Genomic DNA, 22,394 nt, shown 5'->3' with positions numbered 1-22,394 from the left:
ATCAGCGTGGACGGCTCAGAACGAGAACAGCAGCGGGCGACACGAGCGGGCCAGCCGCAGCGCGTCCCGGGCGAGCGAGTACGAGTTCGCGTCATCCGCGTCCAGCCAGGCCGCGCGAGCGACCTGGTTGCTCAGCTCGAAGCACAGGTTGGTGGTGTGCCGCGCCAGCCGGCTCTCCTTGCGCAGCGCGCGCACGTTGAGCTCGCACAGCTCCGCGCACTGCCGCAGCGCGCGCACGGAGGCGCTGCTCAGCGTCTGTCCCTGGGCCAGCAGGCGCGCCATGCCCGCCTCGCATGAGGCCTGACACTGGAGGCTTGCATCGATGCAGCGCGACACGTCCGCGCGAGCACCGCTCAGTCTCGCTCCCGTCATCGCCAGCACCTCCGTTGCGCCCACCAGGGTATGCACGCCGAGCGGCGGAGCAACTGGAAGTGGGCCATGGGATGCCCGATGTTAAACGTTCACCATGCCGAAGCTCACGCTCGTCCCGAACGAAATCGAGGAGTACGCCCGCGCGCACACCGCGGCACCCGCGCCACTGTTCGAGGAACTCAAGGACACCACTCAGTCACGTACGAACTCTCCCGGAATGCAGGTGGGCCCCGTCGAGGGCGCGTTCCTGAAAATGCTCGTCTCCCTCACGAGTGCGAGGCGCGTCCTGGAAATCGGGACCTTCACGGGATACTCCGCTCTGATGATGGCGGAGGGGCTTCCGGATGACGGCGAGCTCATCACCTGTGACATCAATCCCGAGACGGCGGAAATCGCGCGCTCCTTCTTTTCCAGGAGTCCGCAGGGTCGGAAAATCCAGCTCCGACTCGGGCCTGCCCTGGAAACCCTGAAGACGCTGCGGGGTCCTTTCGACCTCGTCTTCATCGACGCGGACAAGGGGAATTACAGCGCCTACTGGGACGCGGTGGTGCCGCTGGTGCGCCCGGGCGGCCTGCTGGTCGCGGACAACGTGCTGTGGTCCGGGCGCGTGCTCAGTCCGGAGTCGGAGTCGGACCACGCGGTGGTGTCCTTCAACGCGAAGGTCGTCGCGGATGCGCGCGTGGAGCCGGTGCTGCTGACGGTGCGCGACGGGATGATGCTCGCGCGCAAGCGCTGACGTCAGTAGCGCGCGAGGAAGCGCGTGAGCCCGGGACGCAGGGCCTCGCGCTGCGCGATGCACTGGTCCACGCGCTCCAGCGACTGGGCCAGCACGCGCTCGCCGCCCTCGACGTCGCGGGCGCGGGGGCCGAACACGCGGGCCACTTCGTCGCGGTGCGCGGCGTCGCAGAAGAAGCCGCCGCCACCGAGCAGCCACGTGGTGAGATCGCGCGGCAGCCGCTCGCGCAGGGCCTCGAAGTGCTGGTGCAGGAAGGTGAAGGCCACCTCGCGCGTGGGCGTCTCCGACAGGAGCCCGAAGAGGATGGCCAGCGCCTCGCGCGTGTCCACCTTCGCGTCCAGCAGCAGCTCCAGGCTCTTGCTCGCGAGCGCCACGTCGCGAAAGCCGCCGAGCGCGCCCAACAGCAGCCGTCGCTCCTCGTCGGTGGCGGTGCGCGCGGCCTCGCGCAGGCGCTGGTGCAGGGGGGCATCACCGGCCGCGGCGGCCGCGTTGAGGACGGTGGCCCGGTCCTCGGGCGCGAGCGTGCTCCGGTCCTCGAGCCACCGCAGCGTGAGCCGCCGGGCCTCGGCGCGCAGCCTCGGGTCCTCGCCCTCGGTCGTCGCCATCGACAGCAGGGAAGGGCGCATCAGCCGCGTCTGTTCGCTCTCCCCGGGCCGCGACACGAAGCCCACCGCGCGTGCACGTTCGCCGAAGAGCCCGCGCACGAAGCGCGCCCGGTGCGAGCGCAGCGGGTCCGGCACCAGGTCCCGGTGCACGCTGCCCACCACGTCCGCCGCGCCGCCGACCAGCTCCGCGTCGCCCTCGCCCAGCCGCGCCACCAGCGTGAGCGCCTGACCGACGTCCAGCGCTCCGCTGCCGACGAGCGCCCGCGCGTCCGCCATCAGCACCAGCCGCTCGGCGATGGTGAGGCGCGCGCCGCCCCGCTTGGCGAGCTTCTCCAGCCCGTCGCCGCGCACCAGCGCGTGGTAGTAGCCGCGCGCGTCGGCGTTGGGGTGCACCCAGTCCGGGCAGCCCTTCGCCTCGGGCAGCTCCAGCGTGTCACTGGCGCGCGTGAGCACCGTGCACGCGCGGCCCTCCTTCGCGCCCACCGCGTAGCGCACGCACAGCGGCACGTGCCAACCCTGGGGCGACGCGGTGTCCTTCGCGCCGAGGGGCAGATAGCGCTTCTGCTCCAACGCGAGCCGGGGCGCGCCGTCCTTGGGGCACTGGAGCGTCATCGCCACCAGCGGCACACCGGGCTGGTCCAGGAAGGTGGAGAACGCGGGCGCGACGTCCTGGCCGGCCTCGAGCGACAGCGCGTGGAAGAAGTCCTCCGTCGTGGCGATGCCGCGCGCGTGGGTGCGCAGGTAGCCCCGCACGCCGCGCTGGAAGGCGTCCTCGCCCACCGACGACTCGAACATCGCGAGCACCGCGGCGCCCTTGCCGTAGGTGATGCCGTCGAACGCGCCGTGGATGTCGCCGGGGGATTCAATCGGCTGGCGGATGCTGCGCGCGGTGACGAGCCAGTCCTCCTGCACCGCCTGCCCGCGCGCCTCCACGCGGCGCACCTCCGCGCGCCACCCGGGCTGCCAGCGCTTCACCACCTTGAAGGCGAGCCAGTCCGCGAAGGACTCGTTGAGCCACAGGTCGTCCCACCACGCGGGCGTGACGAGGTTGCCGAACCACTGGTGCGCCAGCTCGTGCGCCTGCGTCTCGGCGAAGCCGCGCTGTCGCCACAGCGTGTCCGTCTGCGGCGTGCGGAGCATCAGCGGCGCGCCGAAGGTGATGAGGCCCGGGTGCTCCATCGCGCCGCCCACCAGCCCCGGCACCGCGAGCACATCCAGCTTCGAGTATGGATAGGGCGAGCCGAACCACTCCTCCAGCTGGGCGAGCAACGGCGCGGTGACGGACGCGGCATACGCGGCCTCCGCTCCTCGTCCGCGAGGCACCAGCATGCGCACCGGCACCTTCGCCTCGCCCGCCGTGCCCGCGTCCACCGCGTCGAAGGGCCCCACCGCGAAGGCCACCAGGTACGTGGGCAGGGGCGGCGTCGTCTGGAAGCGCACCGTCTTCCAGCCCTGCGCCCCCAGCTCCTCGCCGCGCACGGGCATGTTGGAGAAGGCCGCGTCCTCCGCGCGCACGCGCAGGGTGAGCGACCAGGGAATCTTGAAGCCGGGCTCGTCGAAGCAGGGGAAGGCGCGCCGCGCGTACAGCGGCTGGAACTGCGTCATCGCGTACCAGCGTCCCTCCTCCTGCTCACGGAAGACGCCGCTGTCCTCCTTGTCGTACGCGTGGCCCGTGTACTCGACGTGCAGCGTGACGGTGCCCGACGGGAGCGGCGCCTGGGCGACGAAGGCGAGCAGGTCCTCGCCCACCGGCATCGCCTCCACCGGCACGCGCGAATCCCCGACCCGGACGTGCGCGCGCTGGAGCGTCAGCTCCGTGCCGTGCAGCCAGAGCACCCGCGTGGGCTCCGACAGGGACAGCTCCATGTCCACCTCGCCGCGGAACGTCTCCTGGCGAGGGTCCAGCTCCAGCGTCACCGACTGGCGCGTGGGACGCACGCCGGCCTCGAGGCGCAGCCCTGGAGGCACGAGCGCCCCGGGCGTCTCCACGGGCGCGGGCACGACACGCGGGCGCGGCATCGGCGTGGGCGAGAGCGCGGCGTCGCGCGAGCGTCCCAGGCACCCCACGTGGAGGAGCGTCAGCCAGAGTCCGAGGATCGCGCCAAGGTGTCCCAACCGCATCGAGGAGCTCCGTCCATCCGGCAAACGCGGACGCGTGATGGTGGCCATTCCATCACCGCCGCGAAAGGGACGGTAGAGCCTCGACTGGGGTCGCGACTGACGCGCCCCTGAACGAACGCGCGGTGCGTCAGCCGCCCTGCACGGGGAAGGCGGCGAGCAACTCGATGAGGGCCGGGCCGTACAGCTTCAGCCGCTTCTCGCCGAGGTAGGGCACCCGGGCGAGCTCCTCCAGATTCGCCGGGGGCTGGCTGAGCAGCGCGTCCATCAGCGGGTTGGTGAGCACCACGCTCGGCGTCACCTTGCGCTCGGTGGCCTTCTCCACGCGGAACGCCTTGACTGCGTCCTCGCGCTTGCGACGGTTGGAGTCCTTGGGGCCCTTGTTCTCGCGCTCCGGCGTCAGCTCGCCCTTCTGCGACTTCTCGCGCTGCTCGCGGACGATGGCGAGCACCTCGTCGCCATGGGCCCGCACGAACACGCCCCGCACGCCGGCCGCGCGCGCCAGGTCCTTGGGCGTGGAGGGCAGCCGCGTGGCGATGTCCGCCAGCGCCATGTTGGAGAGCATGCGCCCCATGGGCACGTTCTCCTGCTCCGCCCACTCCAGCCGCTTCTTGTGCAGCGCGTGCGCAATCGCGTTCGCCAGGGTGAATTGCGCGGGGGACAGCCCGGTGCGCGGCAGCTTGGGCTTGAAGTCCGCGCCCACGTCGGGCCGGGCGACGGCTTCGTCACACAGCCGCTCGCAGTCGAGCGTCACCTCTTCCAGGATGTCCGCCTCGATGCACGCCTGACGCACCTGCCGGCCCAGCTCGCACAGGTAGCGCACGTCGTTGGCGATGTAGGTATGCATGCCCGGAGGCAGCGGGCGCAGCGAGAAGTCCGACTGCTGGTGCTCCTTCGGAAGCTCCACGCCCAGCTTCTCGCGGGCCACGTCCGCCAGCCCGACCTTGGGCCAGCCCAGCAGCGTCGCGGCGCGGTGCGTGTCGAACAGGCCCCGCACGCGCACACCCGCCTCCGCGAGGAACTGGAGGTCACCCTGCGCCGCGTGGAAGTACTTGGTGCGCTCCGGGTCGGCCAGCAGCGGGGCGAGCAGTCGGGCCTCCACGTCGGGCTGGAGCGTGTCGAAGAGGAAGACGTCCAGGTCCGTGGCCACCTGGAGGAAGCACAGCCGGGCGCGGAAGGCGTGCATGGAGTCGGCCTCCAGGTCCACGGCCAGCTCACGCGCCGCCTCCAGCTTCTGGAGGGCGCTCCGGGCCCCTGCGGCATCCACCACGTCCACATCACCCTGCGGGTAGGTAGGCATCGAGCTGAGCAGGCTAGCGGACCGGACCGCCTGAATGACGTGTTTTTTCCCGGGCCGCCGCTAGGATGGCCACGCCGATGAATGACGTCCAGCGCTTGGAGAAGAGTCTGCTTGGCCACATGGGCCGAGCCATCGCGGACCACCGCCTCATCGAGGACGGTGACCGCATCATGGTGGGTGTGTCCGGAGGCAAGGACTCCTACACCATGCTCTACCTGCTCCGGGAGCTGCAGCGCCGCGCGCCGGTGAAGTTCGACCTGCTCGCGGTGAACCTGGACCAGGGACACCCGGGATTCCCCGGGCACATCCTGGAGGCGTACTTCCAGCGCGAGGGCTACGCGTACAAGCTGCTCAAGGAGGACACGTACAGCATCGTCCTGGAGAAGACCCCGCCCGGGAAGACGCAGTGCACGGTCTGCTCGCGCATGCGCCGGGGCATCCTCTACACGGCGGCGGTGGAGCTCGGTTACAACAAGATTGCGTTGGGCCACCACCGCGACGACCTCATCCACACGCTCCTGTTGAACATGTTCTTCGCCGGCTCGCTCAAGGCGATGCCGCCGCTGCTCAAGAGCGACGACGGGCGCAACGTGGTCATCCGGCCGCTGTGCTACGCGCCGGAGAAGGACATCGCGAAGTTCGCGGAGCTCAAGGCCTTCCCCATCATCCCCTGTGACTTGTGCGGCACGCAGGAGAACCTGCAGCGCAAGCGGATGCAGAAGCTGATGGAGGAGCTGGGCAAGGAGATTCCCAACGTCCGCCAGAGCGTGCTCAACGCGATGGCCAACGTGCGACCGTCGCACCTGTTGGACCGGACGCTCAACCCGGACCCGCTCAACGCCGGCGGGGCCGAGTCCGCGGCGCCCACTCAAGACACGCAGGACACCCAAGGGGGAGCCAGCCCATGGCTCGAGAGCAGGCAGTGAGCGCGCGCAAGGAACGCAACGCGGCGCTGGTGGAGGTGATGTTGCTGGCGGCGATGGCGGACGGCCGTGTCTCTCAGCGGGAGATGCAGACGTTGATCAGCCGCGTGCTGGAGCGGCCGGAGTTCGAGGGCACGCGTCCGGAGGAGCTCAACGCGCTGGTGGAGTCCAGCGCGGCCCGGCTGTCGGAGGCGCGCGACTTGGAGGACGTGCTGGCGTCGCTGCGGCGGCGGCTGCCGGACCACAAGAACCGGATGCTGGCCTTCGGGCTGGCGGCGGCGGTGGCGCTGGCGGACCAGCGGGCCACGCGCACGGAGCTGGGGCTGCTCAAGACGTTCCAGGCCGCGCTGGGCATCTCCGAGGACGAGGTGGCGCAGATCATCGACGTCATCGAGAACGGCGGCAGCCTGGCGGAGGCGCTGGGCGAGCCGCTGGAGCGGCTGTTCGCGGAGGTCATGGTGCTGGTGAGCGCGGCGGACGGGCGGCTGAAGGAGGCCGAGGCCCGGGCGCTGGTGGAGAGCTTCGCGGCGGACCCCCTGTTCGAGAACGTCAGCCCGGAGCGCGCGCAGAGCTTCGTGAGCGAGGCGGTGTCGGCCCTGTCCGCCGAGGGGCTGCCCCAGCGGCTCCAGGTGCTGGCCCACGGCCTGACGACGCACACCCAGCGGGTGAAGGCCTTCCGGCTGGCCACGAAGATTGCCCACGCGGGTGGGGAGCCCAGCCTCCCGGAGCAGCGAATCCTGGACCTGCTCCAGGCGACGTTCGGTCTGGCTGACGACGAAGTGGCGCGACTGGGCAGGGAGGGGTAATCAGGGGGCGGTTATGACCCTTCAAGTCCCTTCCGCGCCCCGACACTCCTTCCGCTTCGGACTGCCGCCATCCCTGGGCAGTGAAACGGCGCGGGAGCGCGCGGACCGGCTGGCGGCCTTCCTCCAGCGGGCCCTGGGCAAGCTGGTGGAGGTGAGCGTCGCGTCGAGCTACGAGACGCTCGCCAAGGATTTGCTCTCCGGGCGGGCGGACGCGGCGTGGGCCCCTCCCTTCGTGTGCGCGCGGATGGAGGCGATGGGCGTGCGGGTGGTGGTGCGCGGGGTGCGCCGGGGGATGTCGTCCTACCGCTCGGCGCTGGTGTGCCGCTCGGGGACGGGGCTGTCGGTGGACCGGCTCAAGGGCACCACGGCGGCATGGGTGGACCGGGATTCGGTGGCGGGGTTCCTGCTCCCCACCGCGTACCTGAAGGCGCAGGGCCTGGAGCCGGCGCGGGCCTTCTTCGCGCAGCACTTCACGGGCTCGTATCGGGGCGCGCTGGAGTCGGTGCTGGACGGCAAGGCGGACGTGACGAGCGTGTTCTGCCCGCCGGCCTCCACGGGGCTGACGTACACCACGGGCGTGGAGGATGTGCTGGGGGCGGGCGCGGGGCGCCGCTTCGAGCTCATCGCGTACACGGACGAGGCGCCCAACGACGGCGTGCCGGTGGCCATGGGGCTGCAGCCGCAGCTGGTGACGGCGCTGGAGACGACGCTGCAGGGGCTGCAGTCCTCGCCCGAGGGCGTGGCGCTGCTCAAGGACATCTTCAACGCGGAGCGCTTCGAGCCCGCGCCGCGCATGGGCTACCGCGCGCTGTACCGCGTGGCGCTCGCGAGCCTGTAGCGCCTCGGGTTCGCTGGGCTGCATGCCGCGTCGCGGCGCGCGTTTTCCCGTGGACGTCTGCGTGAGCGCATGCAGGATGCCCGCATGAGCGAGCTCAAGAGCTACGAGGGCGGCTGTCACTGCGGGCAGGTGCGGTACGAGGTGCAGCTGGACCTGTCCCAGCCGGCCATCCAGTGCAACTGTTCCATCTGTCAGAAGACGGGGACGATGCTGAGCTTCACGCCGGTGTCGCAGTTCACGCTGCGCTCGGGTGAGGGCGCCCTGACGGACTACCAGTTCAACCAGAACGTCATCCACCACCTGTTCTGCTCGAAGTGCGGCGTGCGCTCCTTCGCGCGCGGCAAGGGCCCGGACGGCTCCGAGATGGCGGCCATCAACGTGCGCTGCCTGGACGGCATCGACCTGAACACCGTGAAGACGTTCCAGTACGACGGCCGCAGCAAGTGAGTCGCCGCGCCTCCGGGACATGAGGTCGCCGTGTCCCGGGGGGCTCGGAGGTCGTACCCGCGTCGGGTGGGGGCTGTGATGCACGCACGAGCACCTCAGGCTTCGAGCACCTCGAGGTGGGCCCGCGTCGTCGTGGCCGTGGGGAGTCCGTTGCTGTGTCTCTACGTGTTCCGTCCGATGGACGGGTACGTGGGGGAGCTGGCCTCGCTCGTCTTCAGTGAGGACACCGTCTTCGCTCCCGGCTATTCGGCCTTCAAGTTCTGGCGGATTCGGCAGGGGATGACCGAAGCCGAGGTCGAGCAGCTCGTGGGCTTGCCGCTCGAGACATGGACCCCTCGGGATGACGAGCCGGGTGAGCTGTATTGGGGCTACTCCCACTCACCAGGGGATGCTCACTACCGCATGCGTCTGGTGCGGTTCCGTGACGGCCGCGTCCACGAGACCCACACCGAGTTCTACGTCGACTGACGTCGAGCCGAACGCGGGGACACGGGAGCTACGGCTCCTCGGGTTCCTCGGGCGGCTCCGGAGTCCGCGTGGGCACGCGCTTGGGCGCCGAGCCCGCCGTCCTGCCTGGAGGCGGTGAGGGCGCCTTGCCGGAGCCGGTGCCCCCCTTGGCGGGCATCGCAATCGACGAGGTCGAGCCACCGTTCGTCCCGGCGCTCCGCGGGGGCACCGAGCCACCGCTCGTCCCGCTCCGCCCCGCCACCGGCGCCGTCGCCGCGGAGGACCCGGTGGGAGCGCGCCGCGTGGGCACTCCCATGGGCGACGTGGACGACGCGGAGACACCGCTCGGGTCCTTCACCATCGCCGGCGCCGAGGCCGAGGAGCCTCCGGGCTTGCGCGCCGGTGCACCCGCGGGCGTCGGACGTGCCGTCGGCCGCTGCCCCGAGCCCGCCGTGTCGCCCGCAGCCGCGGCCGCCGCGGCCGCCTGCTGCCGGGCCGCGAGCCTCGGGTCGTAGTGGATGACGGTGGGCTCGGCCGCGAGCCGCTCCTCCTCCAGCTCCTCCGAATACGTGTCCTGCATGAACGCCGCGAGGTGCGCGGGCGTCGCGTGCAGCTTCTGCTGCACCAGGAACTCATCCAGCGCGAGCTGCACTTCACCCGCCGACGCGAAGCGCTCCTCGCGCTTCCTGGCCAGCGCCTTGAGCACGATGGCGTCCAGCTCCTTGGGGATGTCCGGCATCACCTCGGACGGAGGGACGATCTTCGTCCCCACCACCGCCTTGAGCGTGGCGATCTCCGTGTCGCGCTTGAACAGCCGCTGGTGCGTGAGCAGCTCGTAGAACACCGTCCCCAATCCGAAGATGTCGGAGCGGTGGTCCAGCGGCTCGCCCCGCGCCTGCTCCGGGGACATGTACGCGTGCTTGCCCTTGATGGTGCCCACCACCGTCTGGGAGAACTTCCCCGACGCCTTGGCCACCCCGAAGTCGATGAGCTTGACGCCGCCGTTGTAGCCGACGAGCACGTTCTGCGGGGACACGTCCCGGTGGATCAACGCCAGCTTGCGTCCCGACGGGCTGCGCGCGTTGTGCGCCGCATCCAATCCCGCCGCCGCGTCCGCGATGATGCGGCACTTGAGCCCCAGGGGAATCGTCAGCTTGCGCTGCTGCGCCCTGAGTCCCAGCGGCCCCACCGCCTCGCCGTGCACGTACTCCATGGCGATGAAGTACTGCCCGTCCACGTCGCCCAAGTCGTAGATCTGGGCGATGTTCGGGTGGTTCAGGTGCGCGGCGATGCGCCCCTCGTCCAGGAACATCTCGATGAACTCATCGTCCTCGGACAGGTGGGGCAGCAGCCGCTTCACCACCAGCAGCTTCTGGAAGCCCACCGGCCCCTTCTGCCGGGCGAGATAGACGGCGCCCATGCCGCCGATGGCGATCTTCCGGAGCAGCTCGTAGCGGCCGAATGTCTCCACGTCGACGCCACGATAGCCGCGCCGGGGCCACGTGAGGAAGCCCGCGGCGCGTCATTTCCCCGCCACACCGAAGGCCCCACCTCCCAGGGGACGTGGGGCCCACCCCTCACTCAGGGGCCCGCGGTGGGCGGCGCCTTGCACACGCTGCGGTAGCGCACCTCCACCGCCTGGCCGGGACGAGGCACCGCCGCGCCGCCGAAGACGATGGAGTTCGTCGCCCCGTCGTACGCCCACTGGCTCTCCGGCACCACCTGCCCCTGCACGAACACGGACATCTCCGCCTGGCCGGTGGGCGTGGTCGTCAGCGGGAAGTCCGCCTGCAAGTCCCCCGCGCGCTGGATGACCGAGTCGAGCAGCGGCCGGTAGTTGCCCTCGCAGATGGACTCCGTCCGGCCACCCGTGCCGCGCGCCACCTCGACGAAGCGGTCCGCGTCGCTGCCCGCCGTGGTGCAGCGGCCGTCGGTGGGCACCAGCGCGTAGAGCTGGCTGCGGTGCGACATGCCCGTGCCCTTCAGCGTCTGGAGGAACTGGATGTAGCTGTCCGGCGCGAAGCCCGAGTTGTCGTCCTCGTCCGCCAGCACCACCACCGCCATGCGCGCCGCCGGCCGCGTGAAGCCCCAGTTGCCGTCGTTGGGCTGCGGGGTGCGCGGGTCATCCGTCTGCTCGGACAGGGGCGCCGACAAGGCCTGCCGCATCGTCTCCAGGCCCTGCACCAGGTTGTGGCACAGGCCCACGTCGATGTTCGCCTGCAGGCCCGCCACCGCGTTGGCGCTCGAGCTCGACAGCACGCGCGCCCGGCTGCCGTCCACGGGGAACAGGCGCCCGGCCTCGCCGCCGTTGGCCCCGCCGCCGCACTGCGGCCCGCGCTGCACCAGGCCCGTGCTGGTGACGCCCATGCGCACGTCCACGTTCTGCTGCCGCGCGTAGTCGAGCCAGCCCGGAATCGCCGCCTTCAGGCGCTCCTGGTACGGGTCCATCGTCGTCGTGTTGGAGACCACGAAGAGCACGTCCAGCTGGCTGTCGGTGCCCTGCGTGTAGCGGTCCACCTGGATGCCCTCGTGGTTCGTCTCGCCCAGGAGCGGCACCAGGAAGGGCGTCGGGTCCGTCGCCGTGCGCAGGTACAGGGGCGAGAAGTGCTGGCCCAGCACGGTGCGCGAGTAGTCCACCTCCAGCTCGAAGCCCTCGCCCGCCTGCAGCGTGCGCGGCTGGGTGATGGGCGTCAGCAGCGAGAACTGCGTGCTCGTCCCCTGGCCGATGTCCGCGCCCGTCACCGTCAGCGGCTCGCTGCACCGGTTGGAGATGTACGTCTTGCGCGGCGCCGCGGCGCAGTCGTAGCGGATGGGGCCGAAGTCCACGTAGGACGGCGTGGCGACGAGGCAGCTCTGGCGCGACACGCCCTTGAGCGGCAGCGTCACCGTGGGCGCCGCGGGGTTGTTCACGGTGAGCTTGAGCTCACCCGCGTACTCGCCCTCCGTCTGCGGCCGGAAGGCCACCATGGCGCTGAAGGCCGTGTCGTAGAGCACCACGCCGCCCGTCAGCCGGCCGCCCGGCATGAAGAACGCGCCGCCCGCGTCGTTGGACAGGTGCACGTCCTTCACCGCGCACTCGGCCCGGCTGGGGTTCTTGAAGCGGAAGCCCAGCACCGCGCCGCGCCCGGGCACCACGTTGCCGAAGTCCATCACCGGCTGCGGCGTCAGCTCGTACACGCACGGGCCGCTGGTGCGCGAGCGACCGGTGAGGATGATTTCGCGCTCCGCGTTGAACAGGTCATCCGAGCGCACGCGCAGCCGGGCCCGGAAGCTGCCCTCCACCGTCGGCTCGAAGTAGACCTTCAGCTCCAGCGCGTCGTTGCCCGGCGCAATCTCCAGCCCGCCCGACTCCAGCGCGGGCCACGCGCCCGACGCCCACGGCAGCCGCTGCGTGCCGCGCGTGGGCACGTCCACGTTGAACTGGTTGCTGTCCCCGTCGGACGCCACGCCCATGAAGCGCAGCGAGCCGTTGGTGCCCGCGTTGGTGATGCGGATGACCTTCTCCACCTTGCCGCCCACCGGCAGCTCGCCGAAGTCCAGCGCCACGGGCGTCACCGCCAGCGTGGGCCGGCCGCCTCGCGCGTCCAGGACGACCTCCGACTGGCGCGGCTTGTCGGAGGCGTACTGCACCTTGAGGTCGCCCACGTTGGGGCCGGAGAAGCGCGCCGCGAACTCCATGGGCAGCTCCACCACCTGACCCGGCGCCACCGTGGAGCCCTCCGGCTTGGAGAGCGGCACGAAGGCGTGGTCGCTGGTGATGAGCTGCGAAATCGTCACCGGCCGCCAGGTGATGTTGCGCGCGCGGGTGTACGACTGCGTGCGCTCGTGCACCGGAATCAAGTCGAACGGCACGGGCGCCGGGTCGAACACGAACGCGCTCGCCACCGAGTTGCCCTTGAGCTCCACCACCGACGGCGTGCACGCCTCGCACGAGCGGACCTCCAGCTTCGCGTCCATGGCGCCCAGCGCGCGCGGCAGGTACTGCGTGTTCACCTGGACGGTGGAGTTGGGCGGAATCGTAATCGTGTCGGGCGTGAAGGGGTCCGGCCAGTTGCCGCGCACCGTCAGCGTCAGCGGCAGGTCCACCGGGTTGGTGATGGTGACCTCCAGCTTGCGCTCGCTGTCCACCTCCAGCGTCTCGTAGTCGAGCACCGGCGGGAACAGGCCCACCTGCGTGGGCGTGCCCAGGCCGGTGACGCGCACCTGCGCCTGCGCGCCCTGGTTGGCGTCCGTGGAGACGAACACCGTCTCCTCCGTCACGCCCTCGGCCAACGGATGGAAGCGCACCTTCACCAGGTGCGACTCGCCCGGCATCACCCGGCCGCCACCGTCGGTCAGCTCCACCTCGTACGAGGGGTTGCCGATGATGGCCAGTGCCTCGATGGCGAAGAAGGGCACATAGCCGACATTGCGGATGCGCACCTCACGCTCCCGCCACTCGCCCACCGGCACCTCGCCGAAGTCGAGCACGTCCATGTCCACCACCGCGGTGGCTTGCACCGAGCGGGTTTCATTCCCCTCGTGACACGCCAGCGTGGTGGTGACGAGCACCGCCAACGCGAGGACTCGCCCCCTCAACCCCATCCCCATTGTCCGCTCCCTCACCCTTCTCCCCACACGCCCCCGGATGGGTCCGGTGCATGATCCGCCGACGAGCGGTAATCCAAATCGCATACCAACCGAAAGGACGAGGACGCTGTCCTGAATTCAAGGGGTTGGGATGCGCAGTGGCGGGAAAGCGCCTGGGAGGGAACCGACTTGCCCACGCCGGAGAAAGAGTTTTCCGGGCGTTCTGACCGGGTGACAGCCCTTCAGCGGATGAAGTCCGCGAGCGCGCGGGCGACATCTTGGGGACGCTCCATGTGGACGTGATGCCCACCCGGGAGCATGAGCGGAGGGCCCGAAAGTGTACGGAGCGCCCCAAGCCTGCGGTCCAGCTTCGCCGCGTCCGGCCACAGCCCGTCCTGCCCCCGGATGAGGCGCACCGGGCAGCGCACCTGCTCCTGCAGCGCGAGCCACTGCGCCTCGTCGTGTCCGTGCGCGAATCTCCGGCGGTGTCGTGGATCAAACGTGAAGACCACGCCTCCTTTCTCATGGGGCCGGGTGCCGTACCGGGCCAGGTGCAAGGCGGCGGCCTGGGGCAGGGTGGGGTTGTTCTCCCGCAGGCGCGCGGCGGCGGCCTCCACGTCCGGATAGGGCTTGGAGTTGGGCGGCCGGCGCGCGTCGTTCATGAAGCCACGCAGCCGCTCCACCGCGTACTCGGGCGGGCCGCCGGTGGGGCCCAGGCTCTCGATGAGCGCCACGTCCAGCACGCGCTCGGGCCGCACCGCCGCGTACGTCAGCGCGATGATGCCGCCGAGCGAGTGGCCGACGAGGTGGGCCTGCTCGAAGCCCAGGCCGTCCAGCGCGGCCTCCACGTCCAGCAGGTGGTCCGCGGCCTGGTAGTTCGCCTCGGGCGGGGCGTGGGCGCTCTGGCCCATGCCGCGGAAGTCGAGCAGCGCCACGCGCCAGTCGGCGGGCACGTGCTCGAGGACGGCGTCGAAGCTGTGGGAGTGGTCCAGCCAGCCGTGGAGGAACAGGACGGCGGGCCGGGGAGTGGCGCCTGGACGCACGCGCACGTGAAGGCGCAGGCCCTGGGCGTCGACGAAGCGGGATTCGAGAGAGAGGGACACGGGCGGCTCCTGACCCGTGCCTTATCTCATGGCCGGCCTAGCGGACTGGCGAGGGTGGACGCGGTGGCGCACCCGTGTCCGGCTTGGACATCACCATGGCCAGCTGCCGGGCCTGGTTCTCGGTGGCGCACCGGTATTCCTGCACCTTGCCGTTCTCCTTCTCGATACGGAGAACCCAGACGTCGTTTTCCTTCGTCACGTTCGGACGTTGAGACATGTGGCGGTTCCTCCCCGCCACGGCGGTAAGCATGTCTCATGCCCGACAACAGGGCTTGAGCCAAATACCTGATATCCGGGTGCGCCGCCCCGCACGGGTGGGTGCAGGTGACAAATTTGGTTCACCGTTGCGACAATTTTTGGAGACTGACCCCGACAGTCCTTGCGTAGTACCCCAGGGCTGGGTCGGCGTGGACCTGCCGATGTGAGGCATTGCGCTCAGGGGGCGTCGGGCCACTCCCAGGCGGAGCGGTAGCCGGCGCTTGCCTGGGTTGCCTCGATGAAGCGGGCGTAGAAGGGGTGGCCGCTGAGGGTGGCGGAGTCGCCCACGACGAAGAGGTGCCGGCGGGCGCGGGTGAGGGCGACGTTCATGCGGCGCAAGTCGTTGAGGAAGCCCACCTGGCCCTCGCTGTTGGAGCGGGTGAGGGAGACGAGGATGGCGTCCTTCTCCCGGCCCTGGAAGGCGTCCACGGTGTCGACCTCGACGTCGGGGGCGAAGGGCTCCAGCCGCTCGCGCAGGCGGTGGGCCTGGGCGCTGTAGGGGGTAATCACGGCGAGCTCGCGGGGGGCCAGTCCATGGCCGAGCAGCGCGCGCACGCGGGCCTCGATGAGGTCCGCCTCGCCGGTGTTGAAGAGGCTGTGGGTGGTGGGCTCGACCTCTTCATCGAAGCCCTTGCCGGCGGTGTCGAGGAAGAGGACGGGTGGGGCGTCGACCTCGGTGCCCGGGGGCAGCACGTCCTGGAGCGTGTGGTCCGCGACGGAGGGGTGCGCGCGCAGCTCGCCCGCGTACATCTCCCGCGAGGGGAAGTCCATGATGCGCGCGTTCATGCGGTACTGCTCGCGCAGCATGCGCTTGACGCTGTCGCCATGGTCCTCGAGCAGGCGCTCGAAGAGGCTCACCGCGAGGCCCGCGCGCGCGGCTTCTTGAGAGAGCACGGTGGGCGGCAGCTGCTGCGGGTCTCCGGCGAGGATGACGATGGGGGCGCGCAGCAAGCCCAACAGCGCGAGCGGCTCGGTGGCCTGGGTGGCCTCGTCGAGCAGGGCCAGGTCGAACTTCTCTCCGGACAGCACGCTGGACTCGAGGCTCGCGAGCGTGACGCAGACGACGTCCGCGTTGGCGAGCACGGAGCGCACGGCCTTCTTCTCCAGCGTGCGGGCCTCGTCGAGCATGGCCTTGGCCTCCGTCGTGGAGGCGCGGGCGTTGGAGAAGCGCTCGCGGCTGCGGCCCTGGGTGCGCTGGCGCCGCGCGTAGCCGAGCAGGGAGAACGCCTCGTCGAAGAGGTCTCGGGAGATGACTCGGTCGGGGTGCTCCTCCACGACGATGTCCAGGGTGTGCTCCTGGAGTCGCGCCGCGACGCGGGCGGGGTGGCCCACGCGGATGGCGCGCAGGCCCTTGGCGAGGCACAGGTCCAGCAGGTGGTCCACGGCGGCGTTGCTGGCGGCGGTGCACAGCAGGCGCTGGCCCCGGGCCACGGCCTGGGCGGCGACCTCCGCGAGCACGGTGGACTTGCCGGTGCCCGGGGGGCCGTGGACCAGGAAGAAGTCCTCGGCGGCGAGCGCGCGCTTCACGGCGTCGAGCTGCTCGGGGTTGAGGGGGCGGCTCGCCTCGAAGTCCTTGGGGGTGTCGGAGCGCGGGGGCTCGTTGCCCAGCAGGACCTCGCGCTTGCGGCGCTCCAGGCCCTTGTCCATGGCCTTCACGCGCTGGAGGCCCGCGCGCATGCGCTCGTAGGTGATGTCGTTGGGGACGACGTCCAGGCGCAAGAGGCCTTCGTGGACGTAGGGCGGTGGGGAGCGGTCGAAGGCGAGCTGCAGGCGCGTGGCGCTGGCGCGGGAGATGAGGGCGCGCGCGGGCTCGCTCACCTCGGCGCGGCGGGGGAGCACGGCCACCAGGTCTCCGTTGTGGAGCCGGGCCGGCAGCCGCGCGCGGTCGGCGCGGGCGAGCGTCAACAGGACGCGGCCTCCCAGGCCGACCTCCTCCTCCACGGTTTCGAGGTCGAGGACGGACAGGCCCTGCTCCTCGCGCTCGTGGAGGGACAGGCCCTGGGCGAGGGTGGCCAGGCGGGCTTTCTCGGCCTCGCGCTCCTTGGCGAGGAGGGAGCCGAGCTGGTCGAAGAAGGAGACGTCACGGGCCATGGCGCAGAGTCATGCCACGCGGGCGAGCCGGGCGGCCAGTGTCTCGGTGGGCCCGTGTCGCCCCGAGGGCGGACCGGTGTGTCCGCGCGCGGGGGCCGGACGTTCGGAATGAAGGCCGGGAGGACGGCTGCTGTCGGCGCTCCGGAGCGATGGGTGCGCAGGGGCGAGCCACCCCGCCGCGCTCGAGGCGCCTGGTGCGTGGACCTCGTCGATGCGGGGGGGCGCGCGCGGTCCCTGTCCGCGAGGCGGGCGCGAGCCTCGGGGCTCGGCGCCTGACGTCGAAGGCCCGCCGGGGCCGATAGGGGTCCGGCCACCGGCGGTGGCCCGTGCGCGGGGGGCCACGGGCTTCGCGTCATCGACGCGCTTGGCGCGAGCGCCGAGGCTGGCTTCCCGGCCCCGGCGCGAAGGGGTTACGGCGAGATGAGTCCGCCGCTCACCACCAGCGCGTACTTCGCGTCGATGACGCGCGTGGAGAGGTCGGCGTCCTGGACGATTTCGTCGCCCAGCACCTCCACCTTCCAGCTGCCCGTCTCGGGCGAGACGAGGAAGACGTTCTCGACGGTGTCGACCTTGTTGGACACGCCGCCCGACGTGGAGACGTTGCCGGCGGACAGGCCGTTGTTGCCCCAGTAGATGACGCCCGAGGGCGACGTCACGCGCAGCGACAGGTCATTGATGCGCGCCTGGGCCGCGCCCACCGTGCCGGCCGGGTCCGTGTAGACGAGCGTGATGTTGAGGTCCTTCTCGGTGCCCGTCACGCCGACCTTGTACTCCTTGACGCCCAGGGGCAGCAGCGTGTCCGTCTCGTTGATGATGCTGGTGGAGCCCGAGCGGTCATGCAGCCGCTTGAGGTCCGCGGTCCCCCAGCCCTGGCGCACGCGCGTCAGGTCGGCGTTGGCGCCGGTGACGTTCCAGTTGTAGCGGTGCGCCAGGTTGATCATCAGCGCCTTCGCGGTGGCCATCTGCGGGCGGCTGGCGAACACGTCCGTGCCGCCGCCGAAGCCCGCCCACACGCCCTCGTGCCACATCTGGAACAGCAGGCCGAAGTGGCCCGCCGTCTGCGGCGTGGCCGCGCTGGTGCCGCTGAAGTTGTAGTACGACGTGTTGCTCGAGTTGTTGGCCGAGCGGACCGCGTCGTAGAAGAACGACAGGTCCGGCTTGATGCGGCCGTCGGCCGCGGGGCCGATGCTCGCGCCGCCATTCCAGCGGTCATCGTCGCGGTTGGCGTTGTCGTAGTGGTAGAAGCCGCCCACCGAGACGATGTTCTTCGCCCACGCCTGCGGCCGCGAGTTGCGCGTGCCGGCGTTGCTCTGCGACTGGGTGCTGAGGATGGGGTGCTTGAACAGGTAGTCGTCCACCTCGGCGGAGATGGTGGTGTACGCGGTGCCCAGCGTGCTGCCCACGCTCGAGGTCTGGAACACGGCGCGGTAGGGGCCGGCCGGGTCCGTCAGCTCGCGGTTGATGTCGTAGCGCGACTTCGGGCCGCCGAACTGACTGGACTCGCTGTAGAGGAAGAAGATGCCCTGGCCGTCCGGCAGGAGCCCCTTCGCGTTGGCGTCCACGCCCCGGGCGAAGTTGATGCTGTAGCAGCTCGTCCCGTGCGCGCTGCCCGCGCTGGACGTGCTGTGGATGAGCGGCGGCGTGGGCCACTCCTGGTGCGTCGTGCGCAGCTCGGTGTCGAAGATTTCGCCGCGCACGCCCTGGCCCGAGAAGCCCTCGGCCGCCTGGATGTAGTTGGCGCCGCCGACCTCGCGCACGTTGTTCATGTCCACTTCACCGGGGCCACCCCACCGGTCGATGTACTGGACGGCGTTGGAGCGCGCGAGCCGCTCCAGCTGGTCCTGCGTGAGCGTGGCCTCCACGCGCAGCCCGCCGGCCTCGACGAGCTCCACCGTGCCGCCCAGCTTGCGCACCGCCTCGGCGACCTCGCCCTGCCGCGCGGCCCCGCGCTCGCCCACCATGATGGAGTAGCGCTGCGGCTCCAGCTTCGCCGCGCGCCCGGTCAGCGACTCCCGCAGCACGTCCTCCACGCGGTACTCCGGGTGGTACGGCCCCACCCAGCGCACGAAGGGCAGCTCCGCCACGCGCTTGCGAGCGTCCGCGTCCAGCTCCACCAGGTACGTGTGGTCCGTGAGGAAGCGCAGCACCTTGCCCTCGCGCTCCAGCGCCTCGCGCAGCTCCGGCAGCGGCGTGGCCTGCAGCTGCACCAGCGAGAGCGTGTTCCCCGTGTCCGCGGCCAGCGCGTTGGCCACCAGCGGCGCGCCCTCGCGGACCGGGTCGAAGCTCACGTGCGCCAGCCGCACCATGTACGAGGTGGGCTGCGCGCGTCCGAGCAGCTCCGTGCCGCCGCGGCTGTAGGCGAAGAAGTCCTGACGCTTGCCGTCCGCGCCCGTCTCCTCCCAGACGTGCAGCTGCAGCGAGGTCTTGGGGACCGACAGCGTCCTCAGCGATTGGATGGTGTTGTCCGTGCGGTGCAGCACGCGCCCCGCGCCCGTGACGAGCGCGTGACGTCCGCCCGCCGTCGCCACCAGGCCCGTGGCCTGCTTCGCTGAACCCACCGTCGCCGCGTCCACCACCCGCGCGGGGAGGGCCGCCGCGCGCTCGACACGCGAGGGGGATTTCGAGGCCGCGAGGACGGGGACGGGTGCGACCATTCCCAGGCCCAGGGCCATGACAGAGAGCCGACGCCAACGTAACGCATACGACGAGAGTGAGGTCTTCATGGGTGTCTCCTGCTCGGGTTGCGCTTCGTGCTGCGGCCGCCGCTTCCGGACTCCAGTCTGGACGGCGGATTACGACATCTCTTTAAAATCAGTAATTCGAGACTTAATTGTTAATCGAGCAAAGCTTGTTGAATCAACACATTCGCCGCGAAAGGCGCGTGAGCTGTGCGGCGGCGTACAGCGCGAGGGATTCCGGGTAGACGCTGGGCCGCGTGTCCGCGCGACGTGAGGAGTGACGCGTGCGTGCCCCGCGCGTCGTGCGCGGGAGCGGCCCACCGTCGAGCGTCAGCCGGCCTGTCGGCGCCGCGTCCGGAGGGCTTCCGCCATGGAACTCATCCTCTTCATCGGGTTGCAGGCCTCCGGCAAGAGCCGCTTCTTCCGCGAGCGCTTCGCGGACACGCACGTGCTGGTGAGCAAGGACCTGTGGCCGCACGCGCGTCGCAAGGAGGCGCGTCAGCGCGGGCTCGTCACCGAGGCGCTGCTCGCGGGTCGCTCCGTGGTGGTGGACAACACGCATCCTGACTGTGAGCAGCGCTCGCCGCTCATCGCCCTGGGGCATGAGCTGGGCGCGCGAGTCGTGGGCTTCTACTTCGAGTCGCGCCTGGAGGATTGCCTCGCCCGGAACGCCCGGCGCGAGGGGCGGGCGCGGGTGCCGGAGGTGGCGCTGTACGCCACGGTGAAGCGGCTGCGTCGGCCTCGCCGCGAAGAGGGCTTCGATGCGCTGTCGTATGTGAGATGGGCCGCCGAGGGCGGCTTCGTCGTCGAGGACTGGAAGGAGGACACGGATGATGGACGCTGACGAGCTGGCCGGACGCATGCGACAGGGGGAGTGGTTCCACTCACTGCGCCTCCTGCCGGGCGCCTGGGCGGTGTTGCGCGTGGACGGGCGGGGCTTCTCGCGCTTCACGCAGGAGCGCTTCGAGAAGCCCTTCGACCCGCTCTTCCACCGGTTGATGGTCCGCACCGCGAGCACGCTGCTGGAGGAGCTCCAGGGCGTGTATGCGTATACGCAGAGCGACGAAATCTCCGTGCTGCTGCGGCCGGACGCGTCGCTCTTCGACCGCGAGGTGGAGAAGCTGGTGTCGTTGTCGGCGGGCCTTGCCAGCGCCACCTTCACGCACGCTGCGGGCGTGCCGGCGGTGTTCGACGGGCGCGTGTGGCTGGGCGCGGACGAACGGGCGGTGCTGGACTACTTCACCTGGCGACAGGCGGACTGTAGCCGGTGCTCGTTGCAGGGCTGGTGCTACTGGACGCTGCGCAAGGAGGGCTTGAGCCCAGCGCAGGCCACACGCGAGCTGGACGGCAAGCCGGTGGCCTTCAAGAACGAGCTGCTCTTCCAGCGCGGCATCCACTTCAACGAGCTGCCCCTGTGGCAGCGCCGGGGCTCCGCCATCTTCTGGGAGCGCTACGTGAAGGAGGGCGTGGACCCGCGCGACGGCTCGGTGCACCAGACGACGCGCCGCCGGCTGGGCGTGGACTCGGAGCTGCCGATGAAGGAGGCCTACGAGCGCTACCTGCAAGGCGTGCTCACGCGGTCCACCGCGGAGGCGCGCTAGCCGGAGGTGGCGGCGTCCAGCGGCATCACCCGCCACAGCCGGGGCTTGTCGTACTTGGGCGGAATCATGCCCGGCGGCCAGCCCTCGGCCGTGACTTCGGCGTACTGATAGCTGCGCCCGCCGTGACGCAGGCGGGTGCCCGTGCCCGGCAGCCCCACGCCCACCGCCGCGTGGGCCAGCGGGTCCGAGTAGAGCATCACCGCCTCGATTCCCACCTGCCGCAGCAGCATCACCGCGAGCAGCGCCTTGGAGTCGCAGTCCCCCCGGTTCCTCGCCGGCACCAGCGCCGGAGGGATGATGCCGAAGGGCTCGTCGGTGGGCACCTCGTACTGGATGCGCTGCACGAAGCCGAGGATGAGCCGCGCGGCCTGCTGCGAGTCGAGCCCGCGCTCCCGGATGGCGACGATGAAGCGCTCGCCCAGCGCCTCCACCGGCCCCGCGTTGCCGCGCATCAGCTCCTCGTAGATGCAGCGCATGTCCGCGGAGCAGCCGCTCGGGGGCTGGTAGGTGAAGCGCTCTCCGCCCAGCGAGCGATAGCGCAGCCTGCGCCCGAGGGCCTTGTGCTGGTCCTCCAGCCACGCGTCCAAGAGCTCACCCAGGCCATACCCCAGCCGGCTGCCCGGAGGGCGCAGCCCCTCGGTGTTCCAGTCGTACGTGAGCGCGCGGGAGGGCGACGTGTCGGCGGGGATGAGCACCAGCCCCAGGTCCACCACGTCCGCGCTCGGCGGGAGGCCCGGCTCCACGGGCGGCGCCTTCGTCTCCACCAGGTGCCCCACCATGCCCACGCCCAGGCAGCACAGCACGCTCGTCAGCGTGAACACACCGAGCAGCAGCCTCAGGGCCGTCTTCAGTCCGGCGCTCGTGGACATGGCTTCGTCCGTCGCCTCCCCGCGTCAGGCCGGCGCCACCAGCGTCCCCTCGGGGAGCTGGGGGAAGGGGATGAGGCCGTTGAGGGCCGCCTGGAGCCCGGGCGCCGTCAGGAGCGCGAGCACCAGGAGGATGGCGGCGAGGATGAGCCCGGCGGCGACGTTGCCCTTGCGCACCTCGGCCAGCTCATCGATGCCCGGCGTCATCCGGTCGAACAGGAGGATGCCCAGCGCGAGCACGGTGACGCCGACGATGAGCGACAGGCCCACGTGCAGCGCCGCCACGGCGACGAGCCCCGGCACCGCCGACCACTGGAAGAGCGGGGCGCGCACGGCCAGGTCCACCGCGTCCGACGTGGCCTGCACCGCGTGCTGCACCAGGAGCCCCAGTGACACGAGGCTCGAGCCGTGGACCAGGCCCGCCGCCACGTTGCCCTGGCGCAGCTCCTCCTCCGGCCGGGAGCCGAGGATGCGGCTGAGCCCGCGCAACGCCAGCCAGATGCCCAGCGCGGCCACGAGGCCGCCCAGCACCACCTTGATGAGCCCGACGACGAAGAGGGTGAAGTCCATGGGGAGCGCGAGCGACGCGTCACCCGCGCCGCCCCGCTGGACTCTACACCCTGTGGCGCTTCAGCG

General features: G+C 70.9%; 19 protein-coding genes. 8 read left to right on the top strand and 11 right to left on the bottom strand.

The window, feature by feature from the left end; genetic code table 11:
• Positions 1 to 15 precede the first annotated feature (15 nt).
• A complete protein-coding gene (locus LXT21_RS25405; protein WP_254040771.1) occupies positions 16 to 372 on the bottom strand; it encodes a hypothetical protein in 357 nt (118 codons plus the stop codon).
• A gap of 94 nt (positions 373 to 466) precedes the next feature.
• On the opposite strand from LXT21_RS25405, the gene LXT21_RS25400 reads away from it, so the two are divergent.
• The gene (locus LXT21_RS25400) at positions 467 to 1,108 is read left to right on the top strand and encodes an O-methyltransferase (protein WP_254040770.1); all 642 of its coding nucleotides are present in this window, start codon (positions 467 to 469) and stop codon (positions 1,106 to 1,108) included.
• Positions 1,109 to 1,110: 2 nt separating this feature from the next.
• On the opposite strand, the gene LXT21_RS25395 is transcribed toward LXT21_RS25400, so the two are convergent.
• Together LXT21_RS25395 and LXT21_RS25390 are read right to left on the bottom strand one after the other, a co-directional pair.
• A complete protein-coding gene (locus tag LXT21_RS25395) occupies positions 1,111 to 3,834 on the bottom strand; it encodes a M1 family metallopeptidase (protein WP_254040769.1) in 2,724 nt (907 codons plus the stop codon).
• 127 nt (positions 3,835 to 3,961) lie between these two features.
• Complete coding sequence (locus tag LXT21_RS25390) at positions 3,962 to 5,131, bottom strand: ribonuclease D (protein WP_254040768.1); 1,170 nt, start codon at positions 5,129 to 5,131, stop codon at positions 3,962 to 3,964.
• Positions 5,132 to 5,196: 65 nt separating this feature from the next.
• Here LXT21_RS25390 and ttcA point away from each other — a divergent pair, with 65 nt between their 5' ends.
• The 5 genes from ttcA to LXT21_RS25365 all read left to right on the top strand — a co-directional run bounded on the left by ttcA (position 5,197) and on the right by LXT21_RS25365 (position 8,613).
• Positions 5,197 to 6,057 (top strand): tRNA 2-thiocytidine(32) synthetase TtcA, encoded by an 861-nt coding sequence (gene ttcA, locus LXT21_RS25385; protein WP_254040767.1) that lies wholly within the window; start codon positions 5,197 to 5,199, stop codon positions 6,055 to 6,057.
• On the top strand, positions 6,036 to 6,860 hold the full coding sequence (locus LXT21_RS25380) for a TerB family tellurite resistance protein (RefSeq protein ID WP_254040766.1): 825 nt from the start codon (positions 6,036 to 6,038) through the stop codon (positions 6,858 to 6,860). Before ttcA ends, LXT21_RS25380 begins: the two co-directional genes overlap by 22 nt.
• 13 nt (positions 6,861 to 6,873) lie before the next feature.
• Entirely contained in the window at positions 6,874 to 7,698 is an 825-nt protein-coding gene (locus LXT21_RS25375; RefSeq protein WP_254040765.1) for a phosphate/phosphite/phosphonate ABC transporter substrate-binding protein, read from the top strand.
• 84 nt (positions 7,699 to 7,782) lie between these two features.
• A complete protein-coding gene (locus LXT21_RS25370) occupies positions 7,783 to 8,145 on the top strand; it encodes a GFA family protein (protein WP_254040764.1) in 363 nt (120 codons plus the stop codon).
• A gap of 132 nt (positions 8,146 to 8,277) precedes the next feature.
• A complete protein-coding gene (locus tag LXT21_RS25365) occupies positions 8,278 to 8,613 on the top strand; it encodes a hypothetical protein (RefSeq protein WP_254040763.1) in 336 nt (111 codons plus the stop codon).
• Between the two features lie 28 nt (positions 8,614 to 8,641).
• Here the strand turns inward: LXT21_RS25365 and LXT21_RS25360 are convergent, their stop codons facing one another.
• The 6 genes from LXT21_RS25360 to LXT21_RS25335 all read right to left on the bottom strand — a co-directional run bounded on the left by LXT21_RS25360 (position 8,642) and on the right by LXT21_RS25335 (position 19,336).
• Entirely contained in the window at positions 8,642 to 10,063 is a 1,422-nt protein-coding gene (locus LXT21_RS25360) for a serine/threonine protein kinase (RefSeq protein ID WP_254040762.1), read from the bottom strand.
• Positions 10,064 to 10,173: 110 nt separating this feature from the next.
• Positions 10,174 to 13,182, bottom strand: a complete 3,009-nt coding sequence (locus tag LXT21_RS25355; protein WP_254040870.1) for a choice-of-anchor D domain-containing protein — start codon at positions 13,180 to 13,182, stop codon at positions 10,174 to 10,176.
• A gap of 221 nt (positions 13,183 to 13,403) precedes the next feature.
• Positions 13,404 to 14,264, bottom strand: a complete 861-nt coding sequence (locus LXT21_RS25350) for an alpha/beta fold hydrolase (RefSeq protein ID WP_254040761.1) — start codon at positions 14,262 to 14,264, stop codon at positions 13,404 to 13,406.
• 37 nt (positions 14,265 to 14,301) lie between these two features.
• A complete protein-coding gene (locus tag LXT21_RS25345) occupies positions 14,302 to 14,481 on the bottom strand; it encodes a hypothetical protein (protein WP_254040760.1) in 180 nt (59 codons plus the stop codon).
• A gap of 218 nt (positions 14,482 to 14,699) precedes the next feature.
• Positions 14,700 to 16,613 carry an AAA domain-containing protein gene (locus LXT21_RS25340; protein ID WP_254040759.1) on the bottom strand — a complete coding sequence of 638 codons (1,914 nt, stop codon included), beginning with the start codon at positions 16,611 to 16,613 and terminating at the stop codon, positions 14,700 to 14,702.
• A 410-nt stretch (positions 16,614 to 17,023) separates the two neighbouring features.
• Entirely contained in the window at positions 17,024 to 19,336 is a 2,313-nt protein-coding gene (locus tag LXT21_RS25335) for a S8 family serine peptidase (protein WP_254040758.1), read from the bottom strand.
• Between the two features lie 325 nt (positions 19,337 to 19,661).
• Between LXT21_RS25335 and LXT21_RS25330 the strand changes: the two genes are divergently transcribed.
• Entirely contained in the window at positions 19,662 to 20,135 is a 474-nt protein-coding gene (locus LXT21_RS25330) for an ATP-binding protein (RefSeq protein WP_254040757.1), read from the top strand.
• The gene (locus LXT21_RS25325; protein ID WP_407667026.1) at positions 20,122 to 20,892 is read left to right on the top strand and encodes a tRNA(His) guanylyltransferase Thg1 family protein; all 771 of its coding nucleotides are present in this window, start codon (positions 20,122 to 20,124) and stop codon (positions 20,890 to 20,892) included. The genes LXT21_RS25330 and LXT21_RS25325 overlap by 14 nt, the downstream gene beginning before the upstream one ends.
• On the opposite strand, the gene LXT21_RS25320 is transcribed toward LXT21_RS25325, so the two are convergent.
• On the bottom strand, positions 20,889 to 21,761 hold the full coding sequence (locus LXT21_RS25320) for a transglutaminase-like domain-containing protein (RefSeq protein WP_254040756.1): 873 nt from the start codon (positions 21,759 to 21,761) through the stop codon (positions 20,889 to 20,891). The two genes, LXT21_RS25325 and LXT21_RS25320, sit on opposite strands and share 4 nt — an antisense overlap.
• 24 nt (positions 21,762 to 21,785) lie before the next feature.
• Positions 21,786 to 22,328: a DUF350 domain-containing protein gene (locus tag LXT21_RS25315; RefSeq protein ID WP_254040755.1), complete on the bottom strand. Its 543-nt coding sequence runs from the start codon at positions 22,326 to 22,328 to the stop codon at positions 21,786 to 21,788.
• Positions 22,329 to 22,394: the final 66 nt, after the last annotated feature.

It is taken from the genome of Myxococcus guangdongensis (assembly GCF_024198255.1).
GTDB lineage: Bacteria > Myxococcota > Myxococcia > Myxococcales > Myxococcaceae > Myxococcus > Myxococcus guangdongensis.
This window is presented reverse-complemented; position numbering and strand designations above follow the sequence as displayed.

Bases quoted from the DNA above. Each gene is read 5' to 3' on its own strand.
- LXT21_RS25405 (WP_254040771.1), bottom strand. From the start codon at position 372: ATGACGGGAGCGAGACTGAGCGGTGCTCGCGCGGACGTGTCGCGCTGC.
- LXT21_RS25400 (WP_254040770.1), top strand. From the start codon at position 467: ATGCCGAAGCTCACGCTCGTCCCGAACGAAATCGAGGAGTACGCCCGC.
- LXT21_RS25395 (WP_254040769.1), bottom strand. From the start codon at position 3,834: ATGCGGTTGGGACACCTTGGCGCGATCCTCGGACTCTGGCTGACGCTC.
- LXT21_RS25390 (WP_254040768.1), bottom strand. From the start codon at position 5,131: ATGCCTACCTACCCGCAGGGTGATGTGGACGTGGTGGATGCCGCAGGG.
- ttcA (WP_254040767.1), top strand. From the start codon at position 5,197: ATGGCCACGCCGATGAATGACGTCCAGCGCTTGGAGAAGAGTCTGCTT.
- LXT21_RS25380 (WP_254040766.1), top strand. From the start codon at position 6,036: ATGGCTCGAGAGCAGGCAGTGAGCGCGCGCAAGGAACGCAACGCGGCG.
- LXT21_RS25375 (WP_254040765.1), top strand. From the start codon at position 6,874: ATGACCCTTCAAGTCCCTTCCGCGCCCCGACACTCCTTCCGCTTCGGA.
- LXT21_RS25370 (WP_254040764.1), top strand. From the start codon at position 7,783: ATGAGCGAGCTCAAGAGCTACGAGGGCGGCTGTCACTGCGGGCAGGTG.
- LXT21_RS25355 (WP_254040870.1), bottom strand. From the start codon at position 13,182: ATGGGGATGGGGTTGAGGGGGCGAGTCCTCGCGTTGGCGGTGCTCGTC.
- LXT21_RS25345 (WP_254040760.1), bottom strand. From the start codon at position 14,481: ATGTCTCAACGTCCGAACGTGACGAAGGAAAACGACGTCTGGGTTCTC.
- LXT21_RS25340 (WP_254040759.1), bottom strand. From the start codon at position 16,613: ATGGCCCGTGACGTCTCCTTCTTCGACCAGCTCGGCTCCCTCCTCGCC.
- LXT21_RS25335 (WP_254040758.1), bottom strand. From the start codon at position 19,336: ATGAAGACCTCACTCTCGTCGTATGCGTTACGTTGGCGTCGGCTCTCT.
- LXT21_RS25330 (WP_254040757.1), top strand. From the start codon at position 19,662: ATGGAACTCATCCTCTTCATCGGGTTGCAGGCCTCCGGCAAGAGCCGC.
- LXT21_RS25325 (WP_407667026.1), top strand. From the start codon at position 20,122: ATGATGGACGCTGACGAGCTGGCCGGACGCATGCGACAGGGGGAGTGG.
- LXT21_RS25320 (WP_254040756.1), bottom strand. From the start codon at position 21,761: ATGTCCACGAGCGCCGGACTGAAGACGGCCCTGAGGCTGCTGCTCGGT.
- LXT21_RS25315 (WP_254040755.1), bottom strand. From the start codon at position 22,328: ATGGACTTCACCCTCTTCGTCGTCGGGCTCATCAAGGTGGTGCTGGGC.